The sequence below is a fragment of the Pseudomonas sp. genome (genome assembly GCF_050739775.1).
Lineage (GTDB): Bacteria > Pseudomonadota > Gammaproteobacteria > Pseudomonadales > Pseudomonadaceae > Aquipseudomonas.
In genome coordinates, this window is record NZ_JBOICA010000070.1 from 1 (window position 1) to 15,664 (window position 15,664).

General features: G+C 59.8%; 15 protein-coding genes. 3 read left to right on the forward strand and 12 right to left on the reverse strand.

Features of this window, described 5'->3' with window-relative positions; translation table 11 throughout:
* Nucleotides 1–155 precede the first annotated feature (155 nt).
* Both ACRESH_RS23355 and ACRESH_RS23360 read right to left on the reverse strand, forming a co-directional pair.
* Entirely contained in the window at nt 156–929 is a 774-nt protein-coding gene (locus ACRESH_RS23355) for a TerC family protein (protein WP_431744196.1), read from the reverse strand.
* 73 nt (nt 930–1,002) lie between these two features.
* Complete coding sequence (locus ACRESH_RS23360) at nt 1,003–2,310, reverse strand: CitMHS family transporter (RefSeq protein ID WP_431744197.1); 1,308 nt, start codon at nt 2,308–2,310, stop codon at nt 1,003–1,005.
* Between the two features lie 304 nt (nt 2,311–2,614).
* On the opposite strand from ACRESH_RS23360, the gene ACRESH_RS23365 reads away from it, so the two are divergent.
* Entirely contained in the window at nt 2,615–3,016 is a 402-nt protein-coding gene (locus ACRESH_RS23365; RefSeq protein WP_431744198.1) for a GFA family protein, read from the forward strand.
* Nucleotides 3,017–3,026: 10 nt separating this feature from the next.
* Here the strand turns inward: ACRESH_RS23365 and ACRESH_RS23370 are convergent, their stop codons facing one another.
* The 10 genes from ACRESH_RS23370 to ACRESH_RS23415 form a co-directional block, all read right to left on the reverse strand.
* Nucleotides 3,027–4,985: a DUF4105 domain-containing protein gene (locus ACRESH_RS23370; RefSeq protein ID WP_431744199.1), complete on the reverse strand. Its 1,959-nt coding sequence runs from the start codon at nt 4,983–4,985 to the stop codon at nt 3,027–3,029.
* Nucleotides 4,982–5,302 carry a DUF2388 domain-containing protein gene (locus ACRESH_RS23375; protein WP_431744200.1) on the reverse strand — a complete coding sequence of 107 codons (321 nt, stop codon included), beginning with the start codon at nt 5,300–5,302 and terminating at the stop codon, nt 4,982–4,984. The genes ACRESH_RS23370 and ACRESH_RS23375 overlap by 4 nt, the downstream gene beginning before the upstream one ends.
* A gap of 27 nt (nt 5,303–5,329) precedes the next feature.
* The gene (locus ACRESH_RS23380; protein WP_431744201.1) at nt 5,330–5,623 is read right to left on the reverse strand and encodes a DUF2388 domain-containing protein; all 294 of its coding nucleotides are present in this window, start codon (nt 5,621–5,623) and stop codon (nt 5,330–5,332) included.
* Between the two features lie 121 nt (nt 5,624–5,744).
* Nucleotides 5,745–6,062, reverse strand: a complete 318-nt coding sequence (locus ACRESH_RS23385; protein ID WP_431744202.1) for a DUF2388 domain-containing protein — start codon at nt 6,060–6,062, stop codon at nt 5,745–5,747.
* A 291-nt stretch (nt 6,063–6,353) separates the two neighbouring features.
* Complete coding sequence (locus ACRESH_RS23390; RefSeq protein ID WP_431744203.1) at nt 6,354–6,569, reverse strand: DUF1127 domain-containing protein; 216 nt, start codon at nt 6,567–6,569, stop codon at nt 6,354–6,356.
* Between the two features lie 318 nt (nt 6,570–6,887).
* Nucleotides 6,888–8,381: an acetyl-CoA hydrolase/transferase family protein gene (locus ACRESH_RS23395; protein ID WP_431744204.1), complete on the reverse strand. Its 1,494-nt coding sequence runs from the start codon at nt 8,379–8,381 to the stop codon at nt 6,888–6,890.
* A 177-nt stretch (nt 8,382–8,558) separates the two neighbouring features.
* A complete protein-coding gene (locus ACRESH_RS23400) occupies nt 8,559–9,995 on the reverse strand; it encodes an NAD(P)(+) transhydrogenase (Re/Si-specific) subunit beta (protein ID WP_431744205.1) in 1,437 nt (478 codons plus the stop codon).
* A 2-nt stretch (nt 9,996–9,997) separates the two neighbouring features.
* Nucleotides 9,998–10,315 carry an NAD(P) transhydrogenase subunit alpha gene (locus ACRESH_RS23405; protein ID WP_431744206.1) on the reverse strand — a complete coding sequence of 106 codons (318 nt, stop codon included), beginning with the start codon at nt 10,313–10,315 and terminating at the stop codon, nt 9,998–10,000.
* Nucleotides 10,316–10,326: 11 nt separating this feature from the next.
* Nucleotides 10,327–11,448 carry a Re/Si-specific NAD(P)(+) transhydrogenase subunit alpha gene (locus tag ACRESH_RS23410; RefSeq protein ID WP_431744207.1) on the reverse strand — a complete coding sequence of 374 codons (1,122 nt, stop codon included), beginning with the start codon at nt 11,446–11,448 and terminating at the stop codon, nt 10,327–10,329.
* Nucleotides 11,449–11,854: 406 nt separating this feature from the next.
* Complete coding sequence (locus ACRESH_RS23415) at nt 11,855–12,781, reverse strand: LysR substrate-binding domain-containing protein (RefSeq protein WP_431744208.1); 927 nt, start codon at nt 12,779–12,781, stop codon at nt 11,855–11,857.
* 160 nt (nt 12,782–12,941) lie between these two features.
* Here ACRESH_RS23415 and ACRESH_RS23420 point away from each other — a divergent pair, with 160 nt between their 5' ends.
* Both ACRESH_RS23420 and ACRESH_RS23425 read left to right on the forward strand, forming a co-directional pair.
* Entirely contained in the window at nt 12,942–14,123 is a 1,182-nt protein-coding gene (locus tag ACRESH_RS23420; protein WP_431744209.1) for an acyl-CoA dehydrogenase, read from the forward strand.
* Between the two features lie 14 nt (nt 14,124–14,137).
* Entirely contained in the window at nt 14,138–15,358 is a 1,221-nt protein-coding gene (locus tag ACRESH_RS23425; RefSeq protein ID WP_431744210.1) for a CaiB/BaiF CoA transferase family protein, read from the forward strand.
* Nucleotides 15,359–15,664: the final 306 nt, after the last annotated feature.

Below are 15,664 nucleotides of genomic sequence, written 5' to 3' on the forward strand. Positions count from 1 at the left end.
GAACAGGCTGGTCTGGCTGCGGGACTCTCCTTGTATGTAGGCCATAACGAAAAATGCTCCGTATCCTTCGATACGGAGCATTCTCTTAAAGGGCCGGGCAGATTGCTAGGTTTTCACACAGTCTGCGTAGGGCCCTGATTCCAGACGCTCCAGGTTTACTGACCCGGAATATCCCTGCGAAGCTTCACCGGTTCGCCTTGCTCCTGGTTTTTCTTCCGGGCCATGGCCGTGCGCATCTTGATATTGATGGCTTCGACCGCTAGGGAGAAGGCCATGGCGAAGTAGACGTAGCCCTTCGGCACATGCACTTCGAAGGCTTCAGCGATCAGTACGGTACCCACCACGATCAGGAACGACAGGGCGAGCATCTTCAGCGAAGGGTGCTTGTCGATGAAGCTACTGATGGCGCCGGCGCAGAGCATCATCACCAGCACCGCGACAACGATCGCCGCGACCATCACCGGAACGTGGGAGACCATGCCGACTGCCGTGATCACCGAGTCCAGGGAGAACACGATGTCGATGATGGCAATCTGGATGATGGTGTAGAGAAACTGGCCACCTTTACCGGCAGGCTCGTCGTGGGTTTCATCCTCGCCTTCCAGGCCGTGGTAGATCTCCTGGGAGCTTTTCCACAACAGGAACAGGCCACCGAAGAACAGGATCAGGTCACGACCTGAAATACCCTGGTCGAACACCACGAACAGGTCGGCCGTCAGGCGCATGACCCAGGTGATCGACAGCAACAGCAGGATACGGGTAATCATGGCCAGGGCCAGGCCGAAAATCCGGGTACGCTGCTGCATGTGCTTGGGCATGCGGCTGACCAGGATCGAGATCATGATGATGTTGTCGATGCCGAGAACGATCTCAAGAGCCGTCAGGGTAAAAAAGGCAACCCAGATTTCTGGGCTGGTCAGCCATTCCATGTGTATTCCTTCGTGCGATAAATGCACGGCGCCCGGGTAAGGGGCGCCGCTGCGGTTGGATGAATCTGTTGTCTTATAGGCTGCTGAACAGCGGGAAAATTCCCATGAGCAGCGCGGCGAACATTATGCACAGACAGACCAGCACTGCCCACTTCAGGGTGAAGCGCTGATGATCGCCGAAGTCGATGCCGGCCAGGGCCACCAACAGATAGGTAGAGGGTACCAGCGGGCTGAGCAGATGCACCGGTTGGCCGACGATCGACGCGCGGGCCATTTCCACGGGCGAGATGCCGTAGTGGCTGGCGGCTTCGGAGAGTACCGGCAGGACCCCGTAGTAGAAGGCGTCGTTGGACATGAAGAACGTGAACGGCATGCTCACGATCGCGGTGATCACCGCCAGATATGGGCCCAATGCCTCAGGAATCACTGCCAGTAGACTTTTGGACATGGCTTCGACCATGCCGGTGCCCGACAGGATGCCGGTGAAGATGCCGGCGGCGAAGATCAGCCCGACCACCGCAAGCACACTGCCGGAATGAGCCGCTACGCGGTCCTTCTGCTGTTGCAGGCAGGGGTAGTTGACGATCATGGCGATACTGAAGGCGACCATGAACAGCACCGGCAGTGGCAGCAGGCCAGCGACGAGGGCAACCATCAACGCTGCGGTCAGGGCACCGTTGAACCAGATCATTTTCGGACGACGCGCATCGGGGAACTGTGAAACGCTGATTTCGCTATGGTCGATCTCGTCACCTGGCAGGTGCAACTCGCCCAGGCGGGCGCGTTCACGCTTGCCGTACATGTAGGCGATGGCAAGAATCGCCACTACCCCTGCCAGCATGGGCGGGATCATCGGTACGAAGATATCCGAAGGGTCGACATGCAGGGCGCTGGCGGCACGAGCGGTCGGGCCGCCCCAAGGGGTCATGTTCATCACTCCGCCGGCGAGAATGATCAGGCCGGCCATGATCCGTGGGCTCATGCCCAGGCGGCTGTACAGCGGCAGCATGGCTGCCACGCAGATCATGTAGGTGGTGGCGCCGTCGCCGTCCATCGATACGACCAGGGCCAGCACTGCGGTGCCCACCGAGACTTTCAGCGGGTCACCTTTGACCATCTTGAGGATCTTGCGCACGGCAGGATCGAACAGGCCGGAATCGATCATCAGGCCGAAATACAGGATGGCGAACATCAGCATCACCCCGGTCGGGGCCAGCTTGGTGATGCCTTGCAGCATCATCGGGCCGATATCGCCCGAAAAACCGCCGAACAGGGCGAAAATGATCGGGACCAGGATCAGGGCGATCAAGGCCGACAGGCGCTTGGTCATGATCAGGTACATGAAGGTGATGACCATGGCAAAGCCGAGGAAGGTCAGCATAGGAGTACTCCAGGCGTATCGCGTCGAAAAGGAACGAGTCGGGCGGATTCAGCGCGCGAGGCGCGGCGCATGGAATAGCGGAGGGTGTGCAGCGGGGAGGCGGTTGTAAGCGAACATCAGAATCACCATTGTTGTTGTTAATTGGGCCGGGCGCCGTACAAGAAGTCAGGTGCCCTGGCTGACCGGTCTGTGCCGGTGGTGGAGGCAATCCTAAGTCGGCAAGCTTTCAGCCAGCTTTCGCTGGCCCAAAGACGACGAGAGGTGCATTGTTGGCCTTAAGCCAAAGGGGCGGGAGGGAGAAGCGATGCGCGATACGTATGAAGGTGGCTGCCATTGCGGCGCCCTGCGCTATCGGGTTCAAGGGCCATTGTCGGACGTTGCCCACTGTCATTGCTCGGTCTGTCGACGGGTCAGCGGTGGACTGCTGGTGACCTGGGCGACCCTGCCCTGCGCTGATTTCCAGTGGTTGAGCGGTACACCGCAGTGTTACGACTCTTCACCCAGCTGCGTGCGCTACTTCTGCAGCCGATGCGGGGCTCATGTGGCGCTGACCACGGACCTGAGCCCGGAAACCATCGACATCACCATTACCACACTGGACCAGCCCGAGCTGGCCCGGCCCAACCGGCATATCTGGACCAGTAGCCGCCTGCCCTGGCTGCATCTGGACGAGCAGCTTCCGGGTGAGCCGGAAGAAACCCTCTAAGCTGAGGTACTCAGGGTAGCTGCAAGCCACCTGCGGCCTTATGCAGGGCACGCAAGTGTTCGCCGACCTGCTTGATATTGGTCTCTACTGCGGCAATTTCAGCAGCCCTGGCAGGGCCAAGCAGTGCACGTACTTCTTTATCCAGATCGGCACTGAGTGTTTGCAACTGCTTCTGCCGTTGACTGGACTCACTGATCAACTGCTTGCGTTCACTTGCTTGCGGCAAGCCGTAGCCGCTGCTGCCCAGCAGTTCTGCCGGTCGGCTGAGAAAACCACTGCTGGCGAGAATTTGCTGCAGCGTGCCATTGGCCTTGGCCACGCTGGCGTCATTCGCTGCCCGACCGGTCAGATAGCGCTGTTTAACCTCGTCCTGGGCCAGCAACAGTTGCTTGCGCAAGCTGGCCTGCTCTAACAGAAGCAGCGCTGCACTGGTGCGCAGATCAGCCTGTCGGAACCATTGCTGGCGTTGCTCGGCAGACTGATCCAGCCAGCCTTCGACACTGTCCTGTGGGATCGGTAGTTGCTGTTTGAGCACCAGGAACATGGCCTGGTAACGGTCACGGTAGGAGTCGAAGCGGTAACCCAAGCGTAGCGCCTCGCGCGGATCATCGAGGACGCTGACATCGGCCAGCCCGCGTCCTTGCAGTACTTCCAGCAAGCCATTGGGCACGATGCTGTCCAGGTCTGCCAGGCGCGGGTTGGCGGTGCCGCTGCGCAGCAGCTTGAGGGTTTCCACCGCACAGTTGTTGGACAGGAAGTAGTAGTTGCCGTCGTAGCTCCAGTGCATCTCGGCCGCTTGGCGGACCAGGCTTTCCAGCTCGTTGCGCTCAAGTTTCAGGGGGATCGAGGCGAGGCTGCGCAGTTCAGTCTTGGTGTACTCGTCGATGACCTGGGCCAGGGGCAGCACGAACAGGCGTGAGGGGTAAGCGCCTGTCAGGCCATCCCAGCTCGACAGTTGCACATCATTGACGAAGGCGCGGTACGACAGCACCAGGTGCTGGTCGAGGTCGAGCCGGCAATCAGGCCCGCGTGGGCGCCCAGGGGCGCAGATGACCAGGCGCAGCATGCTGTGACCCCAGCGGCTGACCCAATTCTGGTTGGCTTCTGCCAGCAGGTAGTCCACGGTATACACGCGCTCCGGGTCGATCTCGCCCAGTGGGGTCTTGGCGAAGTCGTTGCCGGCATTGAGAAACGGTAGCGCTTGCGGGCAGGCCGGATGCTCCGGTGCCCAGTCGAAATGCGCTTTCAGGTAACGCTGCACTGCTGGCCGACGGCAGGCGAAGCTCGGGTCAAGGAGGAAATACTCCATGTTGACCGCGATGAACTCCTTGGGGCTGCTCAGTTCGTAGCTGTCGGGGCTACGGGCCACCTGGCGGTTATGTTGTTCGCGCTCCCCGCGCCGTCCGACATATTGCGGCCAGCCGGCCAGGTCGAGCAGGCGCGGATCATCGCTGAGGGTGAAGCGCCGTTCGCTCTGGCCGCGGCATTGTTCGGGCAGGCCAACCTTGCCCTGGCTACTCAAGTGCCGGGCACACTGGTTGATCAGGCGCCGCTCGCTGCCCTGCCAGAGGTGGGCGCGATCATAGATGTGCGTCAGCTCGTGCAGCACAGTGGCCAGCAGTTCCTGGCGCACAGTGCCGTGGGGACGGTCGGTCTTGCGGGTGGCAGCGCTGCCGTCGGTGAGGCCGGGCAACAGTCGCCGATTGAGCTCGAGTGTTGATACCAGCGATGCCTGGCCGTAGGCATCTTCAGGCATCTTCGTGCTCCAGCTGACCTGGATACGGCGGTCCAGCCGTGCCTTGAAACTGGGCGGCAGGGCCTGCATGGCCTCATTCAGCAGCGCCTGGCTGGCGCGCTGTTGTGCAGGCTCAAGGCCTTCAGTCTGCAGTTGCAGCTGCAGATCGGCCAGTACTGGGCCGCCCAGTAGCGTCAGCAGGCCACCCAACAACCAGGCGCGCAGGGTGTTCACAGGGCGAGAATGGCTTCAGCCAGGACTTGATCGCTGGCCAGGCGTGCTTCAGGTACGCGCTGGCGCAGGGTATCGAAGGCGGCTTCCAGCTGGGCACCACGGATTTCACCGCGGCTGGCGACGTAGCTGGCGGCATCGTCACGGGCTTCACGCACGACCTTGGAATCACGGATCGAGGTGGTGGTATCGGACGTGAAGTCGATCGTACGGCCGAAAGCGCGCACGATGATGTTGCTGGTGGCCACCAGGGTTTGGGCCTGGGCGACATCGGCCAGCAACAGAAGGCCAAGGGTGGCGGCAATCAGCGGCTTACGCATGGAGCATCTCCGGAAGAACGAGGGTAATCATTGGACGAGAATTGTCTGCACCAGTTCAAGGTCAGCGGCAGGAAGTTCGGGGTGGGCACGGCGCAACCGGTTCAAGGCTGCCTGCAGTCGGACACCGTGTATCTGGCCGTCGCTTGCGACAAACGCGGCGGCATCATCTTGCGCATCCAGCAGCCGTTTGCGATCGAAGGGCGCCGAGGTCACCTTGCTGGAGACGTAACCGCTGACGACAAGGTTATTGGTGGTGAGGTCCAGGGCCTGGGCGGTACTGGTCCAGCAGAACACAAGCAACAGCAATGACAGATAACGCATGGGTCTCGAAAGGCTGGCGAATCAGACGGCAAAGGCTATCCCAATGCGCTGGCAAGGACCAGCGCAGGGTGCCCGGCTTCATTGCACGTTGTTACATGGCTGAGGCCGGAAGCAGGCGGTCTCAGATCGCCAGAATGGCCTGGGCCAGTTGCGCGTCGCTGGCCTGCAGGCTTGGGGCCTGCTGGCGGATGTGGGCGAAGGCACTTTCGAGCTTCACGCCGCGGATCTCGCCGTGGCTGGCAACGAAGCTGGCAGCGTCGTCACGGGCGGCGCGCACGATTTTGTCGTCACGCAACGACGAAGACACGTCGGTAGTGGCATCAGTGGATGCGGCAACTGCGCCTACCACGGCGTCAGTGGTTACGACGAAGCTGGTGGCGTTGGCAGTGGAAGCCAGAGCCAGTACCAGTGCGGCGCCAAACAAGCGTGAACGGAACATGGTCGATCTCCTGGATTTAGGCGGGTTCTATGTATCAGACGCACGCTCAGCCGGTTGCGCTACTTTCTACCAGGCTGGGTGCTAAGGGTATCACGCGGTCACAACTGCGAATTGGACAAGGGCGCAGCAAGGTTTATCAACTGTACCTATAAGAAATAACTGTTGTAAAACTGTATCTATCGCAGTCGCAGCCGCTCTATTCCGCGGCTTCATAACGAAAAAACCCGTCAGCAGTCACCTGCGACGGGTCTTTGCAATTCGAGGTGCCGGCCATGGCCGGCGAGCCCTGCATTAACGCCAGAACGGCTTGCTCAGCTCTTCGTAGCGCTGTGCTTCGCTGATCCCAGCGTCGGCCAGCAGGCGCGAATCCAGACGGGCCAACTGGTGGCGGCTGGCGATGCGGCGTTGCCACAGCATCAGATTGGCCAGCAGGCGTAGTGGCAGCGCGGCCTTGGCTTGTTGGTTGGTGCTTTCGAAAACCAGATCGGAACTGAGGGTACGTTCCATGATGTCATCCTTCCGCTTGTGGCGGCATTAGGTAGTGATTTAACTGATGCCAATGATCCTCCTCTGTCGTCCATAACAGTAGATACAGTTCGCCTGCATTGTGATAGGCCAGTTAACTGTTTTAGAGCACTGTTGCGCTCTGAATAGGCGAAACTGTACCTGTCGGCACTAGTTTGGTGCATTTTCGGGTGGGGGCTTGATGATGAGAAGGAAATGCGGGGTGAAAACACCGGTACAGTAGAACAGTTTATGGCTAGTCGACGGTGGCAACTGTTCAGCCGGTGAGCATTGCGCACCACCGGCTGAAAACTGTGCGGCTTAGTTGGCGAGCATGCGCCCGGTTTCTTCCAGGTTTTCGTGCCAGGCCAGGGCTTCGCGCAAGATGTGCGGGGTATGACCGCCACGCTCACAGGCGCGAGCGAAGTAATCATTCAGCGCTTCGCGATAGTCAGGGTGCACGCAGTTGTCGATGATCACCCGTGCACGCTCGCGTGGCGCCAGGCCACGCAGATCGGCCAGGCCTTGCTCGGTGACGAGGATGTCGACGTCATGCTCGGTGTGATCCACGTGGCTGACCATGGGCACCACGCTGGAGATCGCTCCGCCCTTGGCGATGGACTTGGTGACGAAGATCGCCAGGTGAGCGTTGCGGGCGAAGTCGCCGGAGCCACCGATGCCGTTCATCATCCGCGTGCCGCAGACGTGAGTGGAGTTGACGTTGCCGTACAGGTCGAACTCAAGGGCGGTGTTGATGCCGATGATGCCCAGGCGGCGCACCACTTCAGGGTGGTTGGAGATTTCCTGAGGGCGCAGGACCAGTTTGTCCTTGTAGCGCTCCAGGTTGCCGAAGACGTCGGCATTGCGACGGCTCGACAGGGTGATGGAGCTGCCCGAGGCAAAGCTCAGCTTGCCGGCATCGATCAGGTCGAAGGTCGAATCCTGCAGTACTTCGGAGTACATGGTCAGGTCTTCGAACGGCGAATCGATCAAACCGCACATCACCGCGTTGGCAATGTTGCCGATACCGGCCTGCAGCGGGCCGAGCTTGTGGGTCATGCGCCCGGCCGCCACTTCCTGCTTGAGGAAGTTGATCAGGTGGTTGGCGATGCCCTGGGTCTCATCATCGGGTGGCAGCACGGTGGACGGCGAGTCCGGTTGCTCGGTGATAACGATGCCGACAATCTTGGCCGGGTCGATCGGGATCGCGGTGCTGCCGATGCGGTCATCGACTTTTACCAACGGGATCGGCGTGCGGGTTGGCCGGTAAGTCGGGATATAGATGTCGTGCAGGCCTTCCAGGTTGGCGTTATGGGCCATGTTGATCTCGACGATCACCTGTTTGGCGAAGATGGCGAAGCTGGCCGAGTTGCCTACCGAAGTGGTCGGTACGATGTGGCCTTGTTCGGTGATGGCGACCGCTTCGATGACTGCAATGTCCGGCAGCTTCAGTTGCTGGTTGCGCAGCTGTTCTACGGTTTCCGACAGGTGCTGGTCGATGAACATGACCTTGCCATCGTTGATGGCTTTGCGCAGTGTGCTGTCGACCTGGAATGGCATGCGACGGGCCAGAACACCGGCTTCGGTCAGTTCCTTGTCCAGGTCGTTGCCCAGGCTGGCACCGGTCATCAGGCTGATTTGCAGCGGCGATTGCTTGGCACGTTCGGCCAATGCATGTGGCACGGCCTTGGCTTCGCCTGCGCGGGTGAAACCGCTCATGCCGACGGTCATGCCGTCCTCGATCAGGCCGGCGGCATCAGCCGCACTCATTACCTTGCTGTGCAGGGAGGACAAGCGGATACGATCACGGTACATGGATTGTTATCTCGGGCTACTAAAGCTAGATGCGCAGTCTAGTGATTTAGCCGTCCGGCGTCCCGCGACCAAGGTCGAATGCGAAGCCATGAAATAGAGCCTTCTGTCCGCGGGCCGGGCACTAAAAAGCCCCAGCCGGTACCGCGCTGGGGCTAATTGTCACAGCCTTATAAAGGCTTAGTCGACAGCCTTGACCATGTCTTCGATGACTTTCTTGGCGTCGCCGAAAACCATCATGGTCTTGTCCAGATAGAACAATTCGTTATCAAGGCCCGCATAGCCACTGGCCATGGAGCGCTTGTTGACGATGATGGTCTTGGCCTTGAACGCCTCAAGAATCGGCATGCCGGCGATTGGCGATTTCGGATCGTTCTTCGCCGCCGGGTTGACCACGTCGTTAGCGCCGAGCACCAGCACCACGTCGGCCTGGCCGAACTCGGAGTTGATATCGTCCATCTCGAACACCTGGTCGTACGGCACCTCGGCTTCTGCCAGCAACACGTTCATGTGACCGGGCATACGCCCTGCCACCGGGTGGATTGCATACTTCACGGTGACGCCGTTGTGGATCAGCTTCTCGGTCAGTTCCTTGAGCGCGTGCTGGGCACGGGCTACCGCCAGGCCATAACCTGGAACGATGATCACGGTGTCGGCATTGCTCAGCAGGAAGGTCGCGTCATCGGCCGAGCCGGACTTCACCGGGCGGGCCTCCTGCGCGCCAGCCGGGCCGCCAGCATCTGCGGCGCCGCCAAAGCCGCCGAGGATCACGTTGAAGAACGAACGGTTCATCGCCTTGCACATGATGTACGAGAGGATGGCGCCGGACGAACCTACCAGGGAACCGGCAATGATCAGCATCGAGTTGTTCAGCGAGAAGCCGATACCGGCAGCCGCCCAGCCCGAATAGCTATTGAGCATCGACACCACCACCGGCATGTCGGCGCCACCAATCGGGATGATGATCAGCACACCCATGATGAACGCCAGGATCAGCATCAGGGCAAAGGCGTTGTAGCTACCGGTGAAAGTGAAGACCAGGCCCAGGCCGATGGTTGCCAGGCCCAGAATCAGGTTCAGCTTGTGCTGGCCGCTGAACTGTACCGGTGCGCCCTGGAACAGGCGGAACTTGTACTTGCCAGAGAGCTTGCCGAAGGCGATGACCGAACCGGAGAAGGTGATTGCACCGATGGCCGCACCGAGGAACAGTTCCAGGCGGTTGCCGCTCGGAATCGGGTCGCTGATGCTGGAGACGATGCCCAGCGACTGCGGCTCGACCACCGCAGCAATGGCGATAAACACTGCGGCCAGACCGATCATGCTGTGCATGAAGGCAACCAGCTCGGGCATCTTGGTCATTTCAACGCGCTTGGCCATGATCGAACCGGCGGTGCCGCCGACCAGGAGGCCGACGATGACATAGCCAATGCCGTCAGTAGCTAACTCGGCGCCCAGCTTGTAGATCAGGCCGATGGTGGTGACCATCGCCAGGGCCATGCCGAGCATGCCGAACAGGTTGCCACGCCGCGAGGTGGTCGGGTGCGAAAGGCCCTTGAGCGCCTGGATGAAGCATACCGAGGCGACGAGGTAGAGAAGTGTTACCAGGTTCATGCTCATGTTTACTGCTTCCCCTCAACCTTTGCGGGCTTCTTCTTGAACATCTCCAGCATGCGCCGGGTGACCAGGAAGCCACCGAATACGTTGACCGCTGCCAGGGCCACCGCGAGGGTGCCCATGATCTTGCCCAGCGGCGTGACGGTCAGGGCGGCGGCCAACATGGCGCCGACGATGACGATGGCGGAAATGGCGTTGGTAACAGCCATCAGGGGGGTATGCAGTGCCGGGGTGACGTTCCAGACCACGTGGTAGCCGACATAGATCGCCAGCACGAAGATGATCAGGTTATAGACGCTGTGAGAGATCAGCATGTCTTCCATTGTCTGGCTCCTTATCCGTTCTTGCGGATGATCTGGCCGTCGTGGCACATCAGGCACGCGGCGACGATATCGTCTTCGAGGTTGATCACAAGCGCACTGTCCTTGTCGAACAGCAGCTTCATGAAGTCGAGCAGGTTGCGGGCGTACAGGGCTGAGGCGTCGGCACCCACCTGCGCGGGCAGGTTGGTCGGGCCGACAATGGTCACGCCCTGCTCTATTACCACCTGATCGGCAACGGTCAGCGGGCAGTTGCCGCCTTGGGCTGCCGCCAGATCAATGACCACCGAGCCTGGTTTCATCTGCGCAACAGTCTCGGCGCTGAGCAGGGTCGGTGCCTTGCGCCCGGGGATCAGGGCGGTGGTGATAACGATATCGGCCTGTTTGGCGCGCTCGTGCACGGCCAGGGCCTGACGCTGCATCCAGCTGGCTGGCATAGGACGGGCATAACCGCCGACACCTATCGCGCATTCGCGTTCTTCGTCGGTCTCATAGGGCACGTCGATGAACTTGGCGCCCAGCGACTCGATCTGCTCCTTCACCGCCGGCCGCACGTCCGAGGCTTCAATCACCGCACCCAGGCGCTTGGCCGTGGCGATGGCCTGCAACCCGGCCACGCCGGCACCGAGAATCAGCACGCGAGCGGCTTTTACGGTCCCGGCTGCAGTCATCAGCATCGGCATGAAGCGCGGATAATGATGAGCAGCCAGCAGCACGGCCTTGTAACCGGCGATGTTGGCCTGCGAAGACAGCACGTCGAGGCTCTGCGCCCGCGAGGTGCGTGGCGCCGCCTCCAGGGCGAAGGCGGTAATGCCGCGTTCGGCCATCTTGGCGATGATGTCGTTATTGAACGGATTGAGCATGCCCACCAGGACGGTACCGCTCTTGATCTGGGCCAGTTCGCTATCGTCAGGAGCCACAACCTTAAGAACCAGCTGTGCACCAAACGCATCGGCGGCGCTGCCAATAGAGGCGCCTGCTGCTTCATAGGCACTGTCCGGAACACTGGCATTGATGCCGGCGCCGCTCTGGACGATGACCTGATGCCCCTGGCCAATCAGTTTCTTGATGGTTTCCGGGGTTGCAGCAACTCTTGTTTCGCCCGGCTGCGTTTCGAGTGGAACACCAATGTGCACGTCAAATCTCCTGCGTGATCTTTTGTTGGTAAACCAGCGCACTGCGGATGGTGCTTCTGGGGCGGCCGATCAGCACGACCCCGCCGAATCCCGGCGGGGCGCGGCATTTTGCAGGTGATTCCTGAGTTGCTTCAACCGGTTTTGAAGGGTGACGGTAATCAAACTACAAGTCACCCTGTGACCGAATGTCGCAAGAACAGGCCTGGAGCCCGTCAAATACGGGCTTCAGGGAGATTACGGTAAATTTTGAAAAAATTCCGCCGAATTCTCTGAATGCTGTGTTCAAAACGCGATTTATGCTCTGAAAGCCGCATAAACAGCAGGGTTAAGGGGTATTTAAGGGGTGTTGGAACAGTTGTGTGAATTGCGACATTTCCGTACATCTGTAGGGTTCCAATTTTACTGACTACGGGGTCAGATTATTGCTTTCATCCTTGTGTGCTGCGGTGTAACGCTCGGCTTCGGCGACTAACCAATCACGAAAAGCGCGCAATGAAGCGGACTCTACCTTGCGCTCCGGGATCATCAGGTAATACGCCTTGATGCTTGATAACCCATGTCGGTTGGCGACAACCAGGCGCCCTTCTGCCAGTTCTCGCTGGATAAGGAACGGTGGAATCAGCGCCACGCCCATCTCATGCATGGCTGCCTGTGCCAACATCGAGAATAGCTCATAGCGCGGGCCGGTCATGTCGCGCGCAACGTTCATGTCGAGGCTGTTGAACCATTGGCGCCAGGCATACGGGCGTGTGGTTTGCTGCAGCAGGGGTAGTTGAGCGATCTGCGCGGCATCCAACTGCCCTGCTCCGCCCAGCAAGCTCGGGCTGCATACGGGTACCGGGTTCTCGCCCATCAGTCGATGAGAGTGAGTGCCGGACCAGTCGGCATCACCGAAATAGATGGCTGCATCGAACGGAGTGTCAGCAAAGAGGAAGGGCCGGGTGCGGTTGGTCAAATTAACGGTGACTTCCGGATGGCGCTGCTGGAAGTCCTTGAGCCTGGGCAGCAGCCATTGAGTACCGAAGGTCGGCACCACTGCGAGCTCAATGACGTTGGCGCCCTGCTGGCCCATCACCGACAAGGTATCGCGCTCCACCGCATCCAGCTGCGCAGCTACCCGGCGGCTGTATGAGAGCCCGGCTTCGGTGAGCTTTACCCCGCGCCGCGAACGGCGAAACAGTTCGACATTGAGAAACTCCTCCAGCCCGGCAATTTGCCGACATACGGCGCCCTGAGTAAGGGACAGCTCTTGTGAAGCCTTGGTAAAGCTCTCGTGGCGGGCTGCCGCTTCGAAGCAGACTAGTGCTGCAGTGCTGGGGATCTTTCGCCGCATGTACGTCAACCTCACTAATAAGGCGCAGGAGTGGCCTTTTTGGCTGTCTCGGAGTGAGAAATTATCACAAGACTATGCATAATCCTCGTTTGTCTCGTCGGCTGATCAGGCCTAGGATCAATGCACAACAACTCTGGTCCCATTTTTCGAGGATTCGCTCATGGCCGGTAAAGCAAGCTTCAACTGGATCGACCCGCTGTTGCTCGACCAACAGCTCACTGAAGAAGAGCGCATGGTGCGTGACAGCGCTTATCAGTTCGCCCAGGACAAGTTGGCCCCGCGCGTGCTGGAGGCTTTCCGCCATGAGCAGACTGATCCTGCAATTTTCCGCGAAATGGGCGAAGTCGGCCTGCTCGGCGCGACCATCCCTGAGCAGTACGGTGGCAGCGGTCTGAATTACGTTTGCTACGGCCTGATCGCCCGTGAGGTCGAGCGTGTCGACTCCGGTTACCGCTCGATGATGAGTGTGCAGTCTTCTCTGGTAATGGTGCCAATCAACGAGTTCGGTACTGAAGCAACCAAGCAGAAATATCTGCCCAAGCTTGCCAGTGGCGAGTGGATCGGTTGCTTCGGCCTGACCGAGCCTGATCATGGTTCCGATCCGGGTTCGATGATCACCCGGGCGAAGAAAGTCGACGGTGGCTATCGCCTGACCGGCAACAAGATGTGGATCACCAACAGTCCGATCGCCGATGTGTTTGTGGTCTGGGCCAAGGACGATGCCGGCGATATCCGTGGTTTCGTGCTGGAGAAAGGTTGGCAGGGTCTCAGTGCCCCGGCCATTCACGGCAAGGTCGGTCTGCGCGCCTCGATCACCGGCGAAATCGTCATGGACAACGTCTTCGTGCCAGAAGAGAACATCTTCCCGGACGTGCGCGGTCTGAAAGGTCCGTTCACCTGCCTGAACTCGGCCCGCTATGGCATCTCCTGGGGGGCGCTGGGCGCTGCCGAAGCCTGCTGGCATACCGCTCGCCAGTACACCCTTGATCGCAAACAGTTCGGTCGCCCATTGGCCGCCAACCAGTTGATCCAGAAGAAGCTGGCCGACATGCAGACCGAGATTACCCTGGCCCTGCAAGGCTGCCTGCGCCTGGGGCGGATGAAGGATGAGGGCACCGCTGCGGTCGAAATCACTTCGATCATGAAGCGCAACTCCTGCGGTAAAGCGCTGGATATCGCCCGCATGGCTCGCGACATGCTCGGCGGCAACGGCATCTCCGACGAATTCGGCGTGGCCCGTCACCTGGTCAACCTGGAAGTGGTCAATACCTATGAAGGTACCCATGACGTGCATGCGTTGATCCTCGGTCGCGCACAAACCGGCATCCAGTCCTTCTATTAATAAGGAGCCAGCCCATGGGCGCGCTATCTCATCTGCGGGTGCTGGATCTGTCGCGGGTACTGGCCGGGCCGTGGTCCGGGCAGATCCTCGCCGACCTCGGGGCCGAAGTGATCAAGGTTGAGCGCCCGGGAACTGGCGATGACACGCGTGCCTGGGGGCCACCCTTCCTCAAGGACGCCTATGGCGAGAACACCAGTGAGGCGGCCTACTACCTGTCCGCCAACCGCAACAAGCGCTCGGTAACCATCGACTTCACCCAGCCTGAAGGTCAGCGCCTGGTACGTGAGTTGGCGGCAAAATCCGATGTGGTTATCGAGAACTTCAAAGTGGGCGGCCTGGCTGCCTACGGCCTGGACTATGAAAGCCTGAAGGCAATCAACCCGCAGCTTATCTATTGCTCGATTACCGGCTTCGGCCAGACCGGACCGTATGCCAAGCGTGCGGGCTACGACTTCATGATCCAGGGGTTGGGCGGGTTGATGAGTCTGACCGGTCGTCCTGAAGGTGAGGAAGGCGCCGGGCCGGTAAAGGTGGGTGTGGCACTGACCGATATCCTTACCGGTCTGTATTCCACCGTGGCGATCCTGGCTGCCCTCGCCCATCGTGACCATGATGGTGGCGGCCAGCATATCGATATGGCATTGCTCGACGTTCAGGTCGCCTGCCTGGCCAACCAGGCGATGAACTACCTGACTACCGGCGCGCCACCTCGGCGGCTGGGCAATGCGCATCCCAATATCGTGCCTTACCAGGACTTCCCTACTGCCGACGGTGATTTCATCCTTACCGTGGGTAATGACGGGCAGTTCCGCAAGTTCGCCGAAGTCGCCGGGCAGCCGCGATGGGCGGATGATCCGCGCTTTGCTACTAATAAACAGCGGGTAGCCAACCGTGCCGAGCTGATTCCACTGATCCGCCAGGCCACGGTGTTCAAGACTACCGCTCAATGGGTGGCGCAGCTGGAGAAGGCGGGTGTGCCTTGTGGGCCTATCAATGACCTGGCGCAGATGTTTGCCGATCCACAGGTCAAGGCGCGGGGGCTGGCTATTGAGATGGCGCATCCGCTGGCCGGGCAGGTTCCGCAGGTGGCCAGCCCGATTCGGCTGTCCGAAACGCCGGTGGAGTACCGCAATGCGCCACCGCTGTTAGGCGAGCATACCGAGCAGATACTTGCCGAAGTGCTTGGTCTGGCTGCAGCGGAGATCGAGCGTTTGCAGGTGGCCAAGGTGGTCTAGTTACCTTCCCTTCTATATAGATGAGGCGCTTCAGGGGCTTGTTGTCATAAGTTTGAAATAAGTCCTTGACGTGCCATTTAATCGCTCTATAATTCGCCCCACTTCCGGCGTGGTCGGAACGGAAAACTCCTTGAGATTCAATGAGTTAGATGTTCAAGGTAGTGCCGGAGGGGCTTCGATCGAAAGATCGGCAGCGGTGAAAAAGGTGGTTGACAGCGGATTGAAACGCTGTAGAATTCGCCTCCCGCTGACGAGAGATCGTAGCGAGTCAAGCAGTTGAATTTGAACGAAAAACTTCAAAATAAA